Origin of the sequence: Pseudomonas sp. SG20052, assembly GCF_031766055.1 — a bacterium.
GTDB classification, from domain to species: Bacteria; Pseudomonadota; Gammaproteobacteria; order Pseudomonadales; family Pseudomonadaceae; genus Aquipseudomonas; species Aquipseudomonas mandelii.
In genome coordinates this window covers 6,665,842-6,686,110 of the sequence record NZ_CP134498.1, presented here as the reverse complement: position 1 = coordinate 6,686,110, position 20,269 = coordinate 6,665,842, and the positions used below count along the sequence as shown (strand labels likewise).

Sequence of the window (20,269 nt, the reverse complement as noted above, 5' to 3'; positions counted from 1 at the left end):
GTCAATGCGGTGCCTGAAGGGCAGGCACAAGTCAGCCAATGTAGCGGCTGACCGGGCGATTGCCTAGTGGCGAGTGCTGGCCGGTATCAGTCGGCGGTGCTGATGACCCGGGTTTTTGTGACCTGAGCGGGCGCGAAATGGCAGGTAAAGGTGCTGCCGTGGCCCGGCACGCTGCTGATTTCCATCCGTGCGCGGTGGCGCAGCAGCACGTGTTTGACGATTGCCAGGCCGAGGCCGGTGCCGCCGGTGTTGGAATTGCGGCTGGAGTCGACGCGGTAGAAACGTTCAGTCAGGCGCGGCAGGTGTTTGCTGTCGATGCCGATCCCGGAATCCTGCACGCTCAGGTGCGCGCCTTGCTCATCGCCCCACCAGCGAATGCGGATATTGCCTTCGGCCGGCGTGTATTTCACTGCGTTGAACACCAGGTTGGAAAACGCGCTGCGCAACTCGGCTTCGCTGCCCTTGAGCAGGATCGTTGGATCAGCTTCCAGGGTGATGCGCTGGTTTTTCTGGCCGGACAACTGCTGGGCGTCGCTCGTGATCGATTGCAGCAAGCCGTCGATGGCCACGGGCTGGTTGTCCGAGGGGTAATCGGTGGCTTCCAGTTTGGCCAGCAACAACAAGTCGTTGAGCAAGGTCTGCATGCGCCCGCCTTGCTGCTGCATTTGCTGCAAGGCACGGGTCCAGCGCGGGTTCACTTCCTCGGCGTTATCCAGCAAGGTTTCCAGGTAACCGCAGATGACCGTCAACGGTGTGCGCAGTTCATGGGAGACGTTGGCGATGAAGTCTTTGCGCATCTGTTCCAGCTGATGGATACGCGTCACGTCGCGCACCAGCATCAAGTGTTCGTTGTTGCCGTAGCGGGTGATGTACAGCTGAATGCGCAGGCGATCGTTGATCGGCGAAGGGATTTCCAGCGGTTCGGCGTAGCTGTCCTGCTCGAAATATTCCTTGAAGCGCGGATGGCGCACCAGGTTGGTGACCGGCTGGCCGCTGTCTTGCGGCGTCTTCAGGCCAAGCAGTGTTTCGGCGGCGCGGTTCCACCACTCAAGGTTGCCCTCGCTGTCGAGCATGATGACGGCGTCTTTCAGCGCGGCAGTGGATTCCTGTACCCGATCGATCACCGCTTGCAGGCGTCCGCGCACGCGTTGGTCGCGACGTTGCAAGTGGTAGATGCTGTCGAACACTTCGCCCCACAGGCCATAGCCGTCGGGTGGTGCCTCGTCGGGTTTGTGCAGCCGCAGCCATTCGTGCAGCCGCAGCAATTGCTTGAGGGTCCAGGCCAGGTAAAGGCCCAGGCCCGCGGCGAGGCTCCAGCCGTAGTAGCCGGTAATCAGGCCGATCACCAGACACCCGGTCACCAGCAACAGCATGTGGCGGATCAGGGTGCCATGCCAGTTTTGGTTCAATTGAACACGCGTCCTTGTCAGCTTGTCGGGCGGGAAAGCTCTTGGTCAGGCTTTGGTAGAAAAGCGGTAACCGGTGCCGCGCACGGTTTGTACCAGATTCTCATAGGCATCACCGAGGGCTTTGCGCAGACGGCGGATGTGCACGTCGACGGTGCGCTCTTCGACATACACGTTGCCGCCCCAGACCTGATCCAGCAACTGGCCACGGGTGTAGGCCCGTTCCTGGTGAGTCATGAAAAACTGCAGCAGACGATATTCGGTCGGGCCCATCTCGGCGGGTTTGCCGTCGATGGTCACACGGTGGCTGATCGGGTCCAGCAGCAGGCCGCCGACTTCGATCGGTGTCTCGCCATCGGTAGGACCGGCACGGCGCAGCACGGCTTTGAGGCGCGCCACCAGCTCACGGGGGGAAAACGGTTTGGTGATGTAATCGTCAGCGCCGACTTCCAGCCCCTGGATCTTGTTGTCCTCTTCGCCCTTGGCGGTGAGCATGATGATCGGGATGTCCCCGGTCAGCTCATCGCGCTTGAGACGGCGAGCCAGCTCGATACCGGACGTGCCGGGCAGCATCCAGTCGAGCAGGATCAGGTCCGGTTTGCGGTCGACGATGATGGCATGGGCCTGTTGGGAGTTCTCGGCCTCCAGGCAGTCATAGCCGGCCATTTCCAACGCAACGGCGATCATTTCGCGAATGGGCGCTTCGTCGTCGACGATCAGAATGCTCCTGCCAACCATGCCTTAATCCTCTTGTCATTTAACTGTCTTGCGCCGCATTAGATAACGGAATTATTGCAGTCGTGTGACAGCAATTTAGCAGGTCGGCGGTGGTCATGATCCTGAACTAAGCTCTAAGTCCGAATCCTGACAACCACAAAAGGAAGGTTTCCATGAATCACATTGCTCAATCCTGGAAGGCATTGTTAGTGACTGCAGCTCTAACGCTGCCGACCATGGCCTTCGCCGCCGACCCGGCGATGATGAAGGACGGGATGATGGTCGACCACAAGGGCATGACCTTGTACACGTTTGACAAGGACAGCGGCGGCAAGTCGATGTGTAATGACGATTGCGCCAAAAACTGGCCACCCATGATGGCTCCGGCGGGTGCCACGGCCGCTGGCAAGTGGAGCGTCATCAAGCGCGATGACGGCACGAGCCAATATGCCTACGACGGTAAACCTCTTTACACGTTCGTGAAGGACAAAAAACCTGGCGACATGGTGGGCGACAAAATGAAAGACGTCTGGCACGTTGTTCACGAGTCGCAAAAGTAGACGACTCAACGCCTGTAGCCGTTGCCGACACATAGCGTCGGCAACGGCTTGGGCGGTCAGCGAGTGGCGTAATCCAGCACAATCCCGACAAAAATCGCCAACCCGGCCCAGTGGTTGTGTAAAAACGCCTTGAAGCAACGCATCCGGTCCTTGCCGCGGGTGTACCAGAATTCCCACGCGAAACAGCCCGCCGCCGCCAGCAATCCCAAGTGGAACCAGCCCCCGAGCTCGAATTTCGATCCTGCCAGCAACAGACACCCCAGCGCCAAGCCTTGCAACGTCAGAATGATCACCCGATCCGCATCGCCAAACAGAATGGCGGTGGATTTCACGCCAATCTTCAAGTCGTCGTCGCGGTCGGTCATCGCGTAGTAAGTGTCGTATCCCACGGTCCACAGCAGGTTGGCGATCCACAGCAACCATGCCGCTGCCGGCAGCTCGCCGGTTTCGGCGGTGAACGCCATCGGCATGCCCCAAGAGAACGCCGCGCCCAGTACCACTTGCGGGTAATAGGTGTAGCGCTTCATGAACGGGTAGCTGAAGGCCAGCGCCAAACCGCCGAACGACAACCAGACCGTGGCCGCATTGGTGCACAGCACCAGCAGGAAACTCACGCCCATCAGCACCGCGAAGAACACCAGGGCTTCTTTGGAGCTGATCTTGCCGCTGACCAAAGGGCGCTGCTCGGTGCGCTTCACGTGGCCGTCGACCTTGCGATCCGCCCAGTCGTTGATCACGCAACCGCCCGCACGGGTCAGGACCACGCCGAGGACGAAAATCACAATGTTGGCCAGGGAGGGCGAGCCTTTGCCGGCAATCCACAGCGCCCACAGGGTCGGCCACAGCAGCAGATAGATGCCGATCGGCTTGTCCATGCGCGTCAGCTGAATGAAGTCCCAGGCCCGAGGGTTCAAGCGGTTCAGGGACTTGAGCAGGCTCTGGTACATCAGCAGTTCTCCGGGTGGGCGCGGGCGGCGAGCCACAAGGTCGGCAGGAAAATTTCAGCCACCAGCACGCTCAAGGCGCCACGGTCGAACCGCGAACGACGGCCCCACAGTTCGGGGGCCCGGGACGCCAGCGGCAGCCATTCCTGAGGATAGTGACAAACCTCGATGGCGCGACGCTGGAACGCCTGATCGCAAAACAGCAACTCACCCAACGAGCGGCAACCCAGTTCATCCATGTGCAAGCCGTCGCCCTGCAAGGCGCTGCGCGCCGCCACGCTACGGGCAAACACCCAGGCTTCGCCGTGCCCCCGTAAATACACCTCGCGCACCCAGCCTTCACTGCCTTCCTCCAACTCCAGCGCAGCACATTCGTCGGCGCGCAGCGTTTGCCAGCCTTCAAACAACGGCGTGACGCTGAAGCCGTCATTCGACAAGCGGATCAGGCGTCGGGTCAGGGAGCCTTCGTCGAACAGCCAGTCGAGGGTAGACGTGTCGGGGAGGGGCGTCAGTTGGCTTTGAGGGAGCCACAGCGGGGTAGCGGAGGGGAATTTTGAGTGCGGCACAGTGAGTCATTATTGGCAGCAAATGAGGCGGCGAGCTTAACATGTCAGCCAGCGATTTTGATTGATCGGGGCCGCCGTTGCGCGGAACGCGCTTGCATCTGCCGGGCCCGATCAGTACAAAACGCCCCTGAGCCGGACGGCAGCGCTCCAACCATCGACCGTTCGCGCCGGCAATAAGCCTGAATCCTGAGGAAGTACCTGAATGAAAAAGTGGCAATGTGTGGTCTGCGGCCTGATCTATAACGAGGCCGAGGGCTGGCCGGACGACGGCATTGCGGCGGGCACGCTGTGGCAGGACGTGCCGGAAGATTGGCTGTGCCCGGACTGCGGCGTCGGCAAGATGGATTTCGAAATGATCGAAATCAACTAACAAAACACCAGAGGAGTAAGGAATGAACGCACCTGTCGTGATCGTCGGCACCGGGCTGGCTGGTTACAACCTGGCCCGGGAGTTTCGCAAACTCGATAGCGAAACCCCGTTGCTGCTGATTACCGCCGATGACGGACGCTCCTACTCCAAACCGATGCTCTCCACCGGTTTTGGCAAAAACAAAGACGCTGACGGCCTGAGCATGGCCGAGCCGGGTGCCATGGCCGAGCAATTGAGGGCCGAAGTGCGCACCCACACACGCATCAGCGGCATCGATCCGGGCCACAGGCGCCTGTGGATCGGTGAGGAAGCGGTCATTTATCGCGACTTGATCCTGGCCTGGGGCGCGGAAACCGTGCGGGTGCCCATCGAAGGCGATGCGGCGGATGTGGTGTTCCCGATCAACGACCTGGAAGATTACGCCCGCTTTCGCGCCGCAGCGGCAGGCAAACACCGGGTGTTGCTGCTAGGCGTCGGCCTGATCGGTTGCGAGTTTGCCAATGACCTGATCCTCGGCGGCTACGAGGTGCAACTGGTTGCACCGTGCGAGCAAGTCATGCCGACCCTGCTGCACCCGGCGGCGGCTGCTGCGGTGCAGGCCGGGCTGGAAAGCCTGGGGGCGCGTTTCCACCTGGGGCCGGTGCTCAACCGCTTGCAGCACGTCGCAGACGGCGTGGAAGCGCATCTGTCTGATGGTCAGGTGATTGCTTGCGACGTGGTGGTCTCGGCCATCGGCCTGCGTCCGCGTATCGATCTGGCGGCTGCGGCCGGTGTGCAGGTCAACCGAGGCGTGATGGTCGATCGCCATCTGAAAACCTCCCACGCCAATATCTACGCGCTGGGCGATTGCGCCGAGGTCGATGGGCTGAATCTGTTGTACGTCATGCCCCTGATGAGCTGTGCGAGAGCGCTGGCGCAAACCCTCGCCGGCAACCCCACCGCCGTGAGTTATGGCCCGATGCCAATCACCGTGAAAACCCCGGTCTGTCCGTTGGTGGTTTCGCCACCACCACGGGGTGCCGAGGGTGTCTGGACCGTTGAAGGGCAGGGCGCGGACATCAAAGCTTTATGCCGCGATGCCAGCGGAAAACTGCTCGGTTATGCCCTGACAGGCGCGGCGGTGATGGAAAAACTGGCCCTGAACAAAGAGCTTCCGGCACTGCTGGCGTAAATACCGGTCGTTCTGTCGGAATCACCCCGCTTTTGCTCCTACAAAGGTCGCGCCGAGACTGGCGCGGCTCTTCCGTGCGTGCCATTCTCACTCCCGTCTGCCGCAGAGTAGAGCACCTGCGGCGCTTTGGGCGCTGTTCCAACGAGAACAGCACGGACATAACAACAAAAAACCGTCAAAGGGGCTTCACTAATGCGTAAACCAGAACTCGCCGCTGCAATCGCTGAAAAAGCAGATCTCACCAAAGAGCAGGCCAACCGCGTTCTCAACGCCGTTCTCGAAGAAATCACCGGCGCTCTGCACCGCAAAGACAGCGTCACGCTGGTGGGCTTCGGTACCTTCCTGCAACGCCACCGCGGTGCCCGCACCGGCAAAAACCCGCAAACCGGTGAACCTGTCAAAATCAAGGCCAGCAATACTGTCGCGTTCAAGCCAGGCAAATCGTTGAAAGACAGCGTTAATCCGTAATTGCGGCGAACTCCCTGAATAATGGGGAGAACCGTATTGAAAAATGGGCATACCGATTAATTCGGATGCCCATTTTTTATAGGCGCTGTTCCAATGTGTATATATGCCGGGATGGACTGATTAATACACTCTGGAAAACTAATGCTCACTTGTTCGCTGTTTCAAGTCCTTCACTGATATCCCCCGATATATTAAGTGCCATCATGGCGATGGCACTTTTCTGCGTCTCCGTTGTCGCGCCTCATTCTTTTCCATGATGACCACAACCTTTCGGACGATTCCTACATTCATTGTCTTTTATTGTTGGCATGCTCTACGTCTATGAGGGGAAAATGTTGCCAACAAATCGGCGCATCCCTCTCGGGGCGCTCTGGCTCAGTGCTTTCAGGGGTTGCCGTAAGAGCGTGAATATTAAATCGGCATCGGGGAATCCCCTGTCTCATATAGGGAAACCTCTTACACGCAATAAAGCGCACTTCGTCTTGTTGTTTAATCGGATGCTTGCTAGTGGCCATCATCGTGAGTACGATGCGCGCACTTGAAAGAGCACGAACTCAATTGGATGAGACTCATCGCAGCTCTTTGATACTGTCCCGCGCCGCTGCAACTGCAATTGGCGTTCGACCGTAATCCTAATTAAAGGCCATGGATGTCCTACTCAAGCAAACTTTCCGCTCATTACCTCGAACTCGCAAAAGCCTCTGTTTCCAAAGAGAATTTCGCGGGCGAGGACGTTCGCTTTTCGAGCGAATATGAGGCACTGGAAAGCGAGCTGGCGAAAGCCTCGTCCATGCACGAAAGCGGTCAGATCGACTGGCTGAAAATCCGCGAAAACAGCGAAAACCTGCTGCGCACCCAGTCCAAGGATTTGCGGGTCGGCGCCTGGCTGACGTGGGCCTTGTACCAGCGCGAATCGTTCCAGGGCTTGCTGGCTGGCCTCGGGTTGCTGCACCACCTGTGCGAGAACCACTGGGCTGACCTTCACCCGAACAAGGCCCGCACTCGCTCCGCCGCAATCAGTTGGCTGGTGCCGCGCCTTGAGCAGGTGCTGACCGAGAACGTCGCGATCAAAGAGCAGTTGCCGATGTTCCGGCGGCTGGTCGAACATCTGGAAGGCCTCGATGCCGCCTGCACCGAGCATTTGGGTGACGATGCGCCGCTGCTGCTGCCGATCTCCCGCCGTCTGAAAAACATGGTGCAACGCGCCGCCGACAACCAGCCGGAACCCGGCGTGGTTGGCGCCGCAGTGGCCCAAGTCAAACAGGCCGCGACGCAGCTGTTCACCCCCGGCGCACCGATCGACAACGAAAAAGAAGCCCACAAGGCCCTGCGCGCCCAGCAGGAAAGTGCCCGTCCGTTGTGTGCCTGGTGGCTCAAGCAGAAAGCCACTGATCTGCGCGCCCTGCGCCTCAATCGCACGCTGCTGTGGCTGCCCATCGACGCAGTGCCCGAGCGTAACGCCGAGCAAATCACCGTGTTGCGCGGCTTGCCCGCCGACAAGCTCAAGGCCTATCAGGACCGCTACGATCAAGCCAAATACGCAGACTTGCTGGTGGAACTGGAGGCGAGCCTGGCGAAGGCGCCGTTCTGGTTCGATGGCCAGCGAATGGTCTGGGAGTGCCTCCAGGGCCTGAACGCCGAGATGGCAATGCGCGAAGTGGAAATCCACTTCGCGCTTTTGATTCAGCGCCTGCCCGGCATCATCGAATTGCGTTTCCACGACGGCGCGCCGTTCGCCGATCCGGCCACCCGCGCCTGGATCAGCGCCAACGTCATGCCGCACCTGCAAAGCGCCAGTGCGCCGCGCAAGGTTGAAGTCGCCGACAGCCAGCCAGCCTGGGAAGTGGCCCTCGAAGAAGTCCTGCCGATCCTGCGCAAGGACGGCCTCAAGGCCGCCGTGCAGATCCTCAAGCAGGGGCTGCAAAGCGCCCAGGGCGGACGCGTCCGGTTTTTCTGGCAGTTCGCCCTCGCGCGGCTGTGCTTCATGGCCAAGAAATACGAACTGGCCAAGACCCAACTCGAAACACTCGACCAAACATTACAGGACTCAGGCCTGAACGCCTGGGAGCCCGATCTTGCGCTGGAAGTGCTGCATTTACTGCATAGCTGCTGCGAGTTGTTGCCGCAGAACCATGCCGTACGTGAACGCAAGGAAGAGATTTATCGCAGGCTGTGCCACCTCGATCTCGAAGTGGTACTCGAATAGGCCCCAGGGCCACAACCGCAAGGAGAAAAGCCATGGCCAAAGAAGGCTCGGTAGCCCCCAAGGAACGCATCAACGTCACCTTCAAACCTGCCACCGGTGGTGCACAGGAAGAGATCGAACTGCCGTTGAAACTACTGGCAATCGGTGACTACACCCACCGCAAGGACGAACGCAAAGTCGAAGATCGCAAGCCGATCAGCATCGACAAGATGACGTTTGACGAAGTGCTGGCCAAGCAAGAGCTGAGCCTGACACTGAGCGTACCGAACCGTCTTCAGGAAGAAGGTGACACTGAAGAACTGGCCGTGAAACTGCGCGTCAATTCGATGAAGGACTTCAACCCGGCCTCGCTGGTCGAGCAAGTGCCTGAGCTGAAAAAACTGATGGAACTGCGCGACGCGCTGGTGGCCCTCAAAGGCCCACTGGGTAACGCGCCTGCGTTCCGCAAAGCCATCGAAGGCGTTCTCGCCGACGACGAATCCCGCGGTCGCGTACTGGGTGAGCTGGGCCTGAACGCCGCAGCCCAGGACGCCTGAGTCTCCATCAGCCTAAGGAAGCCAACACCATGAGCACTAGCGCAGCACAGCAAAAGAACAAAGAGAGTGGCGAATACAGCATTCTCGACAGCATCATCGCCGAAACCCGCCTGACGCCGGACGACGAAGCCTACGACATCGCCAAGCGCGGTGTGTCGGCCTTCATCGAAGAGCTGCTCAAGCCGCAGAACAACGGTGAGCCGGTCAAGAAAGCCATGGTTGACCGCATGATCGCCGAGATCGATGCCAAGCTCAGCCGTCAGATGGACGAAATCCTGCACCACCCTGACTTCCAGTCCCTGGAATCGTCGTGGCGTGGCCTGCAGTTGCTGGTCGACCGCACCAACTTCCGCGAAAACATCAAGATTGAAATCCTCAACGTCTCCAAAGAAGACCTGCTGGACGATTTCGACGATTCGCCGGAAGTGATGCAATCGGGCCTGTACAAGCACATCTACACCGCTGAATACGGTCAGTTCGGTGGTCAGCCTGTGGGCGCGATCATCGCCAACTACTTCATGTCCCCAAGCTCGCCGGACGTGAAACTGATGCAGTACGTGTCCAGCGTTGCCTGCATGTCGCACGCGCCGTTCATTGCGGCTGCCGGCCCAAAATTCTTCGGCCTGGAAAGCTTCACCGGCCTGCCGGACCTGAAGGATCTGAAAGATCACTTCGAAGGCCCGCAGTTCGCCAAATGGCAGAGCTTCCGCCAGTCGGAAGATTCCCGTTACGTTGGCCTGACCGTGCCGCGTTTCCTGCTGCGTAACCCGTACGACCCGGAAGAAAACCCGGTCAAATCGTTCGTGTACAAAGAAACCGTCGCCAACAGCCACGAGCACTACCTGTGGGGCAACACCGCCTACGCGTTCGGCACCAAGCTGACCGACAGCTTCGCCAAATTCCGCTGGTGCCCGAACATCATCGGCCCACAGAGCGGTGGCGCGGTTGAAGACCTGCCGTTGCACCATTTCGAAAGCATGGGCGAAATCGAAACCAAGATTCCTACGGAAGTTCTGGTTAGCGACCGTCGTGAATACGAACTGGCCGAGGAAGGCTTCATTTCCCTGACCATGCGCAAAGGCTCCGACAACGCGGCGTTCTTCTCCGCGAGCTCGGTGCAGAAGCCGAAGTTCTTCGGCATCAGCGCAGAAGGCAAGGCCGCAGAGCTGAACTACAAGCTCGGCACCCAACTGCCGTACATGATGATCGTCAACCGCCTGGCTCACTACTTGAAAGTGCTGCAGCGCGAGCAACTCGGTTCGTGGAAAGAACGTACCGATCTCGAGCTGGAACTGAACAAGTGGATCCGCCAGTACGTGGCCGACCAGGAAAACCCAAGCGCCGAAGTCCGTGGCCGTCGTCCACTGCGCGCTGCCCAGATCATCGTCAGCGATGTCGAAGGCGAGCCTGGCTGGTACCGCGTCAGCCTGAACGTGCGCCCGCACTTCAAGTACATGGGTGCCGATTTCACCCTGTCGCTGGTTGGCAAGCTGGACAAAGAGTAAGAGGAGCCTGAGTCATGACTGGATACGGCAGCCTTTTCGAACGCCTGGGTGGCGACGCGGACAAACGCGTCGGCTGGAGCCGCGAGGTCTCCGCCATGGCGTCCGTGGCTGCCCATCTGGCCAAGATGCTCAGCACCCGTGCGGGCAGCGTGCAAACGCTGTCCGATTACGGGCTACCCGATCTCAATGACATGCGTCTGAGCCTGCACGACTCCCTGAGTCAGGCCCGTCTGGCCATCGAAAATTTCATCGAAGCCTACGAGCCACGCTTGAGCAATGTGCGTGTCATCTCCCTGCCGCGTGATCACGATCAGCTTCGCCTGTCCTTCAGCATCGAAGGCCTGCTGGAAGTTGATGGTTTCAAGCGTCAGGTCAGTTTCGCCGCGCGCCTGGATGGCAGCGGTCAAGTCAAGGTCAACTAAGGAGATTCGTATGTCCGGCAAACCCGCAGCACGTGTCACCGACCCCACCGCTTGCCCGCTCCCCGGCCACGGCACCAACCCGATCGCCGCCGGTTCCGGCGACGTCTTCTTCGACGGCCTCGCGGCCGCCCGCCAAGGCGATGCCTCGGCGTGTGGTGGTGCGATGTCGGGCGGATTGGCGACGACGGTTTTGATCAACGGCAAACCGGCTGCGACGGTGGATTCCGTCGGGACCCATGGCAACAAGGTTACAGCTGGGTCCGGGACGGTGATTATCGGGAATTCGCATTCGCCGGTGCCGTTTGTGGCGCCGTTGCCTTTGATTCTGCCTGGTTTTGATGAGCAATTTGTCCTGACTGACAAAAGCGGAGCGCCTATGGCAAACCGTCGATATCTCTTGGTCCGAGAAAATGGTCTTCAAGAAGAAGGCGTTACTAGTGATACAGGTTTGACTCATCGAGTGACGCGGCACGCGAGTGCGGAAAAAGTCGATATCTACGTTGCATCAGAGGATTGATGCAAATGACGACAGACGTGTTGGAAACATCAACAGGGATATTTAAAAAGGTTGCTTCGACCAGCAGTACTGCTACTGCGGACAGGACACCGAAACATATCGTTCTGGAAGAAGGTCTGACTGTTTATCTCGGTGGTGCTGGGATGACCGGTGGGTATATTGATGACCAGATTAAGTCACTGCGTATGGTGGGTATTAGTGGCGCAGTAGTAGGGCGTAATACTGAGGGTCAATATGCTGATGCTGTTGCTGGCGTCAATAAGCACCGTTACAGGCTTAAGAAAATTAACGGCATGTCGGACACTGGACCGTATAGCGTTAAGGCGGACTGGAGTCTGAAGTCGTTAGGCGTTAGCCGATCTTTTCCAACCGGAGGGCAATTTAATCTTATTGGTTATTCCTTTGGATCGCTGGTAGCCGCCCAATCTGCTCTTTATTACGCAGATAAAGGGCAGGCCGTTGATTATCTTGTACTGATAGGTTCTCCAATTTCTGAAGAAATGCTTGGGGAAGTTAGGCAGCAATCCCTGATCGAGCATGTAGTCATTCTTGACTTGAAGGAGCATGGCGACCCTATTCATGCAGGCATGTCATTTTTTGACTTGGCTGAGCATGCTCCTTTGCTCGGCTCGCAGATGACCGAGTCCAGCGAGCGTAAAGAAGGTGTGGGACATTTTTACTACGGTATTGACGGTCCTTCAGGTGAGCAGCGCCGACTAGAGCTGGCAAAGTTCCTCTATGCACAGGGCTTGCGTTGATGGGTAGCGCAAAAACAGTCAGAGCAATGATCATCATCGCAAACGCTTTGATCGCACCGTTTGCATTGTTCGAAATTTATGCGGTTATCCGGTTCGGGTTTGCGGAGCCTTATAGTTATTTGCTTTCCGTTCCGCTGGGAATTATCTCGTTCTTGCTATTACAGTTCGCTATTGGTTATGGAGTGGTTAAAGGGTGGATGGCCTGCAGAATGCCCGGTAACTATTATTTGCTCGTGCTTTGGATAATCGGTTTGCTGGTGTTGTTCGTGCTTCCGAAGTTTTTTTCAGGTGGGCCGATGTCGTGATTAGTTATGAAACTAACCCCATTCCAAAGATTGCGCTTGAGCTGCTGCATTCGAAAGATTTGGTCGTGTCGAAAATTCTTAAAATGATCAACTATTTTTATTTTTTGACCTCCGCGGTTTTTCTGTTGATGTCGTGCACTGATCCGAAAACTAAGTGGTCAATAGCTGGGGTTGATGTCTACGGAGGCTTATTTGTTTTTTGTATGTTTTTTTATATTCCGATGATGGCGTTTTCTTTTTACTATTTTGTAAGAGCGCTAATGAATTTCTTCAAATATAAACGCTCGCACGATGGCTTTTCGTTCTTGGTTTCCTCCATTGTAGGTGTTGTTGCTCTTTACAGTTTCAATCACTGGGTGTTCAGTGAAATTTACTAACGATTCGGCGCAGAACATTCGAAAAAGCGAATGCTGCGCTAATCCAAATTTTTTCAGAGTAGCGCTCTGGTCTCCGCTCCTGGTGATGTTGGCTTTGACACTGGTCGAGCAGGGCGACGAATACGCGGCGGTTCTGGACTGGCAACAAATGCTGTTGATCTACGTTCTCTCATTCGGAATCCCGGCCTACATCGCATTTGCCCTGTGGGCAATGCGAGCACTGAACGGAAAAACCGAACAGCAGATTTTGAAAAGCGTGTGGCGCGCACCACTGACCTTCATCCCTTTTTACGCTGTCCCGTGGGTGATTTATGGGTTGGCCCATGTGCTTTTGGGGAGCCTTGCCGGGTTCCCGATGATGTTTGGCTGGCTGGCTTTTTTACCGTACCTCCTCATTGCGGGCTACGTGGTTTCCGGTCTGACAGTCGCGCTCTACAGGACAGTTTTTTCATGAGATCCACCACCAGGAAGGTACCCCGTGTCCTTTAACCACTACTACCAAAGCGAACTCACCGCACTTCGCCAGTTAGGTCGTCGATTCGCCGAGCGTAGCCCGGCGTTGGCGCCTTTCCTTGGCCAGGCCGGGCGGGATCCGGACGTGGAGCGGTTGCTTGAGGGCTTCGCTTTCCTGACCGGTCGCCTGCGGCAGAAGCTCGATGACGAGTTGCCGGAGCTGAGCCATTCGCTGATGCACTTGCTGTGGCCGAACTACATGCGGCCGTTGCCGGCGTTCAGCATTTTGCAGTTCGATCCGTTGAAGCGTTCGGGTCCTGCGTTGATGGTCGAGCGCGACACGCCAGTCGAGAGTGTGCCAATCGACGACGTGCGTTGCCGTTTCCGCACGTGCTACCCGACCGAAGTCTTGCCGCTGGATCTGGCTGCGCTGAATTACTCGGTGAAGGGCGACGGCTCGCTGTTGAGCCTGCGTCTGGAGATGAGCGCTGACGGTCATCTCGGTGAATTGGAGCTGAGCCGCCTGCGCCTGCACTTCGCCGGCGAGCGTTACATCAGCCAGATGCTCTACCTCAGCCTGCTGCGCAATCTGGAAGGCATCGAGCTGATTCCGCTGGACGGCGCCGGTAAACCCATCAATGGCGTCAACGGCCTGCCGATGGCATTCAAGATGCCTGGCGACCGTGTGCAGCCGGTGGGGTTTGCCGAAGAAGAAGCGTTGATCCCGTACCCGCTGAACACCTTCCGCGGCTATCGCTATCTGCAGGAATACTTCGCCTTCCAGGACAAATTCCTGTTCGTCGACGTCAACGGTCTCGACATGCTCAAGGCATTGCCGGAAGACACGCTCAAGCAAATGCGCGGCCTCGAATTGCGCTTCGACATTCGCAAGAGCGGCATCATGCGCATGCGTCCGACGCTGGACAACGTGAAGCTCTACTGCACGCCGATTGTGAATCTGTTCAAGCACGACGCCTTGCCGATTCGCCTCGACGGCAAGCAAGACGAATACCTGCTGCTGCCCGCCGAATTCGATTTGCAAAACTGCGGCGTGTTCTCGGTGGAAACGGTCACGGGATGGAAGCCCGGTGGCCTCGGGTATCAGGAATACGTGCCGTTCGAATCGTTCGAGCACGACCCGAGCTTCGACGTGCCCAACAGCCGTCCGCATTACAGCATCCGCCAGCGTTCGTCGCTGTTGCACGACGGCCTCGACACTTATTTGAGCTTCGGTATCCGCCACACCGAAGCCCACGAAACCCTGTCGATCGAGCTGATGTGCACCAACCAGAACCTGCCCAAAAAGCTCAAGCTCGGCGACATCAGCATGGCCTGCGAAGACACGCCGGAGTTCCTGAGCTTCCGCAACATCACCCCGGCCACACCCAGTTACGCGCCGCCGCTGAACCGCGACTTTCTCTGGAAGCTGATCAGCAACATGTCGCTCAACTATCTGTCGCTGGCCGACGTCAACGCGTTGAAGGTGATTCTGGAAACCTACGACCTGCCGCGCTACTACGACCAACACGCTGAAAAAGTCAGCAAACGCCTGCTCGGCGGGCTCAAGTCGATCAAGCACAAACACGTCGACCGGTTGCACCGAGGGTTACCGGTTCGCGGGTTGCGCACCGAACTGACCATCGACCCGGAAGGGTATATCGGCGAGGGCGACCTGTTCGTTTTCGCCTCGGTTCTTAACGAGTTTTTCGCGCTTTACGCCAGTCTCAATTCGTACCACGAGCTGCGAGTAAAAAGCACACAGGGAGAGGTGTACCAATGGACACCACGTATGGGCCTTCAGCCGCTTCTTTAAGCGGGCTGACCCGAGGAATACGCGAGTACTCGCTGTTTCAGGCCGTGCTGCTGGTGGTTGACCGGCTGCGCGAGGCCCACCCGCACCTGAGCCAGGACGATCTGTACGACCAGCTCGAATTCCAGGCCAACCCGAGCCTGGGCTTCCCGGGCAGTGACGTCGATCGCGTGGAGTTTTTCCACGAGCACGGGCAGATGCGCGCGCGCCTGCGTTTCAACCTGATCGGCCTGGTCGGCTCAGGTTCGCCGTTGCCGGCGTTCTACGGTGAACAAGCCCTGGGCGACAGCGAAGACGGCAACCCGACCCGCAACTTCCTCGACCTGTTCCACCATCGCCTGCAACGGCTGATGCTGCCGATCTGGCGCAAGTACCGCTACCGCGCCAGTTTCGAGAGCGGCGCACTCGATCCGTTTTCCTCCCAGCTTTTTGCGCTGATCGGCCTTGGCGGCGAAGAGATCCGCAAGGCCCAGGAACTGAACTGGAAGCGTCTGCTGCCGTACCTCGGCCTGCTCAGTTTGCGGGCGCACTCGGCGGCGCTGATCGAAGCGGTGCTGCGTTACTACTTCAAGCACGCTGAACTGACCATCGAGCAGTGCATCGAGCGTCGTGTGGAGATTCTCGATGAGCAGCGCAATCGTTTGGGCCGCGCCAACAGCCTGCTCGGCGAAGACCTGGTGTTGGGCGAACACGTGCGCGACCGCAGCGGAAAATTCCGCATCCACATCCGCGAGCTCGACTGGCAGCGCTTCCACGAATTCCTGCCGATCGGTTTCGGCTACCAGCCGCTGTGCGCGCTGGTGCGGTTCACCCTGCGTGACCCGCTCGATTACGACATTCGCCTGGTGCTGCGCCAGGAAGAAATCCGCGAACTGCGCATCGGTGAGCAAAACGCCTGTCGCCTGGGATGGACCAGTTGGCTGGGCCGCGAAAAAGCGGACGGCGTGGTTACCCTGGGCAGCAAAATTCATTAAGGACAGATGACCCATGATCAACGTAGACCTGCAACAACTTATCCAGGCGCTGGACGCCGAAACCCGTCGTGACCTGGAAAGTTCGGCCGAACGTTGCGTCGCCCGTGGCGGCAGCAAAATCCTCGTCGAAGACTTGCTGCTCGGCCTGCTGGAGCGCCCGCAAGGCCTGCTCGCACGCGCGCTGCAAGACGCCGAAGTGGATGCCGGCGAACTGAGCGCCGCGTTGCAATCGCGGGTCGAGCACAGCGCTTCGCGCAACCCGGTGTTCGCCCCGGAACTGGTGCAGTGGCTGCAAGATGCGTTGCTGGTGGCCAACCTTGAACTGGGCCAGAGCCAGGTCGAGCAAGCCGCGTTGATCCTCGCGCTGCTGCGTAACCCGATGCGCTACGCCGGCAGCCGCTACCAGTCGTTGCTGGCCAAGCTGAACATCGAGCGCCTGAAAGAATTCGCCCTGTCGCAGAAAGAACAACCGGCCACCGGCAAGCCTGCCGTGCCGGGCGAATCGCTGCTGGAGCGCTTCACGCACAACCTCACTCAACAAGCCCGCGACGGCAAACTCGACCCGGTGCTCTGCCGCGATGGCGCGATTCGCCAAATGGTCGACATCCTCGCCCGCCGCCGCAAAAACAACCCGATCGTGGTCGGTGAAGCCGGTGTCGGTAAAACCGCCATCGTCGAAGGCCTGGCCTCGCGCATCGCGGCTGGTGAAGTGCCGCAAGTGTTGAAAGGCGTGGAGTTGCTGTCGCTGGACATGGGCCTGTTGCAGGCCGGCGCCAGCGTCAAAGGTGAATTTGAACGTCGCCTCAAAGGCGTGATCGACGAAGTCAAAGCCTCGCCGAAACCGATCATTCTGTTCATCGACGAAGCGCACACGCTGATCGGCGCGGGCGGCAATGCCGGCGGTTCCGACGCAGCCAACCTGCTCAAGCCAGCCCTGGCCCGAGGCGAATTGCGCACCATCGCCGCCACCACCTGGGCGGAGTACAAAAAATACTTCGAAAAAGACCCGGCCCTGGCCCGTCGCTTCCAGCCGGTGCAACTGCACGAACCGACCGTCAGCGAAGCGGTGACCATCCTTCGTGGTCTTGCTCAGGTGTACGAGAAGAGCCACGGCATCTACCTGCGCGATGACGCGGTGGTGGCGGCGGCGGAATTGTCGGCACGTTACCTCGCGGGCCGTCAGCTGCCGGACAAAGCCGTCGACGTCCTCGACACCGCTTGCGCCCGTGTGCGCATCAGCCTCGCCGCCGCCCCGGAAAGCCTCGAACGCCTGCGTGGTGAACTGGCTGAAGGTGGCCGTCAGCGTCAGGCCCTGCGCCGTGATGCCGAGGCCGGTTTGCTGATCGATCACGAAGCGCTGGACGCGTTGGAAGATCGCCTGGCCGCCGCCGAAGAGGAAATGGTCGCACTGGAAACCCTGTGGACCGAACAGAAAGAACTGGCCGAACGCTTGCTGGATCTGCGTCAGCAACTGGCCAAGGCCCGTGAAGCGGCGGCCGTCGAGCCAACCGTCACGGTTGAAGAAGACGCCGAAGGCACCGTGATCGAAACGCTGCCGGTGGACGAAGCGCACAGCGTTGAAACCCTGGAAGCCGCACTCAATGAAACGCACAAAGCCCTGACCGAGCTTCAGGTCAAAGAACGTCTGGTGAGCTTCGAAGTGTGCCCGCGTCTGGTCGCCGAAGTGATCAGCGCCTGGACCGGCGTGCCATTGGCGCAACTGGCCCGCGAGCACAACGCCAAAGTCGCGAGCTTCGCCACCGATTTGCGCACCCGCATTCGTGGTCAGGAACAAGCCGTTCACGCGCTGGACCGCTCGATGCGCGCCACCGCTGCCGGCCTGAACAAACCAGACGCCCCGGTTGGCGTGTTCCTGCTGGTCGGCCCGAGCGGCGTCGGCAAGACCGAAACCGCGCTGGCCCTGGCCGACTTGCTGTACGGCGGTGATCGTTTCATCACCACCATCAACATGTCCGAGTTCCAGGAGAAACACACGGTCTCGCGCCTGATCGGCGCACCGCCGGGCTACGTCGGTTATGGCGAGGGCGGCATGCTCACCGAAGCCGTGCGCCAGAAACCGTACTCGGTCGTGTTGCTCGATGAAGTCGAGAAGGCCGACCCGGACGTGCTGAACCTGTTCTACCAAATCTTCGACAAAGGCGTGGCCAACGACGGCGAAGGGCGCGAGATCGACTTCCGCAACACGTTGATCCTGATGACCTCGAACCTGGGCAGCGACCGCATCAGCGAACTCTGTGAAAACGGTGCGCGGCCGAGTGCCGAAGTGCTTGAAGAAACCATCCGCCCGGTGCTCAGCAAACACTTCAAACCGGCGCTGCTGGCGCGGATGCGCGTGGTGCCTTACTACCCGGTCGGTGGCCCGGTGCTGCGCGAGCTGATCGAAATCAAACTCGATCGTCTGGGCGAGCGCCTGAACCGTCGCCAGCTGGATTTCACCTACTCGCAAGACCTCGTCGATCACCTGGCCGAACGTTGCACCCAAAGCGACAGCGGTGCGCGTTTGATCGACCACTTGCTCGACTTGCACGTGCTGCCGCTGGTGGCCGACCGTTTGCTCGATGCGATGGCCACCGGTGAAAGCCTCAAGCGTGTCCACGCGACGCTCGACGGTGGCGCCAGCGTGACGTGCGAGTTCGCCTGAGGTGGGTGTGATGTTCACTCAAGTACCGCAACCGCTGATCTATGCCGAAGCCTTGCTGGCGCAGTTCGCCAGCCTGTCGCGCGCGGGGGACGGTGCTGCGCTGCTGGGTGACTTCGTGCGCGGGTTGGCCGAGCTCAGTGGTTGCGAGCTGACGCAGCTGTACTTGCTGGACGCGACTCACACGTGCCTGGGGATGAACGCCGAGTGCCTCAACGGCATCCTGCAACCACGGGAGGCAGAGAGCCTGCCGGCGGATTACAACGGTGAACAATTGCTGCAATTCGCTCTGTGTCAGAACCGCGTTGTGAGCCTCAGCGAGTTGAGCGGCAGCCTGCACGAAACCAGTTTCCTGCCGCCGCAGGCCACGCCTTGGCAGTCGCTGTTGTGCGTGCCGCTGGTCAATCAGCAGAAAGCCGTCGAAGGCTTGCTGCTGTGCGCCAGTCGCCGGCACATCGACCTGCAAGGCTTCGCCGATTCCCTCGGGCAACTGGGTTCGTTCGTGCTGGGTCAACTGCATTTGCTCCAGCGTTTGCGTCAGCCGAGCGGTGACGTACGACCGATGAAGGTCAGTGTCCCGAGCGCCAGCGGTTACGGCTTGATCGGCAAGAGCAAGGCCATGCGCGAGACGTATTCGCTGATCAGCAAAGTCCTGCACAGCCCGTACACCGTGCTGCTGCGCGGCGAAACCGGTACCGGCAAGGAAGTGGTCGCACGCGCCATCCACGACTGTGGCCCGCGCCGTTCCCAGGCGTTCATCGTGCAGAACTGCGCGGCGTTCCCCGAGAACCTGCTGGAAAGCGAACTGTTCGGCTACCGCAAAGGCGCGTTCACCGGCGCGGACCGCGACCGTGCCGGGCTGTTCGACGCGGCCAATGGCGGCACCTTGCTGCTCGATGAAATCGGCGACATGCCGTTGTCCCTGCAAGCCAAGCTGTTGCGGGTTTTGCAGGAAGGCGAGATTCGTCCGCTGGGTTCCAACGACACCCACAAGATCGACGTGCGCATCATTGCCGCGACGCACCGGGATTTGTCGGTGCTGGTCAGCGAAGGCAAATTCCGCGAGGACTTGTACTACCGCCTCGCGCAATTCCCGATCGAGCTCCCGGCCCTGCGCCAGCGCGAAGGCGACATCCTCGACCTGGCCCGGCATTTCGCCGACAAGGCGTGCTCGTTCTTGCAGCGCGATGCGGTGCGTTGGTCCGATGCAGCGCTGGATCACCTGTCCGGTTATGCCTTCCCCGGCAACGTGCGCGAACTCAAAGGCCTGGTCGAACGTGCCGTTTTGCTGTGCGAGGGCGGCGAGTTGCTGGCCGAGCATTTCTCCCTGCGCATGGAGGCCATGCCCGAAGACAACAGCCTGAATCTGCGCGAACGCCTGGAGCAGGTCGAACGCAGCCTGTTGCTCGATTGCCTGCGCAAAAACGACGGCAACCAGACCCTCGCCGCCCGCGAACTCGGCCTGCCACGCCGCACGCTGCTTTATCGCCTTGGGCGCCTGAATATCAACCTGGGGGATTTCGATGGTTAACGTATTTCGCGGCC

At 59.3% G+C, this 20,269-nt stretch carries 20 protein-coding genes; 16 read left to right on the top strand and 4 right to left on the bottom strand.

What is annotated here, in order from left to right:
• Nucleotides 1-86 precede the first annotated feature (86 nt).
• Nucleotides 87-1,373 carry a phosphate regulon sensor histidine kinase PhoR gene (gene phoR, locus RHP74_RS30760; protein ID WP_231990966.1) on the bottom strand — a complete coding sequence of 429 codons (1,287 nt, stop codon included), beginning with the start codon at nt 1,371-1,373 and terminating at the stop codon, nt 87-89.
• A gap of 81 nt (nt 1,374-1,454) precedes the next feature.
• Nucleotides 1,455-2,144: a phosphate regulon transcriptional regulator PhoB gene (gene phoB / locus RHP74_RS30755; protein ID WP_008150066.1), complete on the bottom strand. Its 690-nt coding sequence runs from the start codon at nt 2,142-2,144 to the stop codon at nt 1,455-1,457.
• Between the two features lie 152 nt (nt 2,145-2,296).
• Here phoB and RHP74_RS30750 point away from each other — a divergent pair, with 152 nt between their 5' ends.
• Nucleotides 2,297-2,683, top strand: a complete 387-nt coding sequence (locus RHP74_RS30750) for a hypothetical protein (RefSeq protein WP_145306524.1) — start codon at nt 2,297-2,299, stop codon at nt 2,681-2,683.
• A gap of 56 nt (nt 2,684-2,739) precedes the next feature.
• Here RHP74_RS30750 and ubiA read toward each other — a convergent pair whose 3' ends face one another.
• Both ubiA and RHP74_RS30740 read right to left on the bottom strand, forming a co-directional pair.
• On the bottom strand, nt 2,740-3,630 hold the full coding sequence (ubiA, locus tag RHP74_RS30745; RefSeq protein ID WP_010465303.1) for a 4-hydroxybenzoate octaprenyltransferase: 891 nt from the start codon (nt 3,628-3,630) through the stop codon (nt 2,740-2,742).
• Nucleotides 3,630-4,193, bottom strand: coding sequence for a chorismate lyase (locus RHP74_RS30740; RefSeq protein WP_311096935.1), 564 nt, complete (start codon nt 4,191-4,193; stop codon nt 3,630-3,632). The genes ubiA and RHP74_RS30740 overlap by 1 nt, the downstream gene beginning before the upstream one ends.
• 202 nt (nt 4,194-4,395) lie before the next feature.
• On the opposite strand from RHP74_RS30740, the gene RHP74_RS30735 reads away from it, so the two are divergent.
• The 15 genes from RHP74_RS30735 (at nt 4,396) to RHP74_RS30665 (ending at nt 20,255) form a co-directional block, all read left to right on the top strand.
• Entirely contained in the window at nt 4,396-4,563 is a 168-nt protein-coding gene (locus RHP74_RS30735) for a rubredoxin (RefSeq protein ID WP_010465298.1), read from the top strand.
• 22 nt (nt 4,564-4,585) lie between these two features.
• A complete protein-coding gene (locus tag RHP74_RS30730; RefSeq protein WP_311096933.1) occupies nt 4,586-5,734 on the top strand; it encodes an FAD-dependent oxidoreductase in 1,149 nt (382 codons plus the stop codon).
• A gap of 192 nt (nt 5,735-5,926) precedes the next feature.
• Nucleotides 5,927-6,202, top strand: a complete 276-nt coding sequence (locus RHP74_RS30725; protein WP_003213368.1) for an HU family DNA-binding protein — start codon at nt 5,927-5,929, stop codon at nt 6,200-6,202.
• A gap of 649 nt (nt 6,203-6,851) precedes the next feature.
• Nucleotides 6,852-8,408 carry a type VI secretion system protein TssA gene (gene tssA, locus RHP74_RS30720; protein ID WP_102594561.1) on the top strand — a complete coding sequence of 519 codons (1,557 nt, stop codon included), beginning with the start codon at nt 6,852-6,854 and terminating at the stop codon, nt 8,406-8,408.
• A 32-nt stretch (nt 8,409-8,440) separates the two neighbouring features.
• Nucleotides 8,441-8,944 carry a type VI secretion system contractile sheath small subunit gene (gene tssB, locus RHP74_RS30715; RefSeq protein ID WP_010465292.1) on the top strand — a complete coding sequence of 168 codons (504 nt, stop codon included), beginning with the start codon at nt 8,441-8,443 and terminating at the stop codon, nt 8,942-8,944.
• 29 nt (nt 8,945-8,973) lie between these two features.
• Complete coding sequence (tssC, locus tag RHP74_RS30710; protein WP_010465290.1) at nt 8,974-10,449, top strand: type VI secretion system contractile sheath large subunit; 1,476 nt, start codon at nt 8,974-8,976, stop codon at nt 10,447-10,449.
• Nucleotides 10,450-10,463: 14 nt separating this feature from the next.
• Entirely contained in the window at nt 10,464-10,871 is a 408-nt protein-coding gene (tssE, locus tag RHP74_RS30705; protein WP_008150080.1) for a type VI secretion system baseplate subunit TssE, read from the top strand.
• 10 nt (nt 10,872-10,881) lie between these two features.
• Nucleotides 10,882-11,388 carry a PAAR domain-containing protein gene (locus RHP74_RS30700; RefSeq protein ID WP_077748559.1) on the top strand — a complete coding sequence of 169 codons (507 nt, stop codon included), beginning with the start codon at nt 10,882-10,884 and terminating at the stop codon, nt 11,386-11,388.
• 5 nt (nt 11,389-11,393) lie between these two features.
• Nucleotides 11,394-12,146, top strand: coding sequence for a hypothetical protein (locus tag RHP74_RS30695; protein ID WP_311096929.1), 753 nt, complete (start codon nt 11,394-11,396; stop codon nt 12,144-12,146).
• A 26-nt stretch (nt 12,147-12,172) separates the two neighbouring features.
• Complete coding sequence (locus RHP74_RS30690) at nt 12,173-12,451, top strand: hypothetical protein (protein WP_256664396.1); 279 nt, start codon at nt 12,173-12,175, stop codon at nt 12,449-12,451.
• Nucleotides 12,452-12,814: 363 nt separating this feature from the next.
• A complete protein-coding gene (locus tag RHP74_RS30685; RefSeq protein ID WP_042932470.1) occupies nt 12,815-13,282 on the top strand; it encodes a hypothetical protein in 468 nt (155 codons plus the stop codon).
• Between the two features lie 24 nt (nt 13,283-13,306).
• Nucleotides 13,307-15,094: a type VI secretion system baseplate subunit TssF gene (tssF, locus tag RHP74_RS30680; RefSeq protein ID WP_145306534.1), complete on the top strand. Its 1,788-nt coding sequence runs from the start codon at nt 13,307-13,309 to the stop codon at nt 15,092-15,094.
• The gene (gene tssG, locus RHP74_RS30675; RefSeq protein ID WP_010465275.1) at nt 15,058-16,065 is read left to right on the top strand and encodes a type VI secretion system baseplate subunit TssG; all 1,008 of its coding nucleotides are present in this window, start codon (nt 15,058-15,060) and stop codon (nt 16,063-16,065) included. Before tssF ends, tssG begins: the two co-directional genes overlap by 37 nt.
• A 13-nt stretch (nt 16,066-16,078) precedes the next feature.
• Nucleotides 16,079-18,727 carry a type VI secretion system ATPase TssH gene (gene tssH, locus RHP74_RS30670; protein WP_311096925.1) on the top strand — a complete coding sequence of 883 codons (2,649 nt, stop codon included), beginning with the start codon at nt 16,079-16,081 and terminating at the stop codon, nt 18,725-18,727.
• Nucleotides 18,728-18,737: 10 nt separating this feature from the next.
• A complete protein-coding gene (locus tag RHP74_RS30665; protein ID WP_311096924.1) occupies nt 18,738-20,255 on the top strand; it encodes a sigma 54-interacting transcriptional regulator in 1,518 nt (505 codons plus the stop codon).
• The last annotated feature ends 14 nt before the right edge of the window (nt 20,256-20,269 follow it).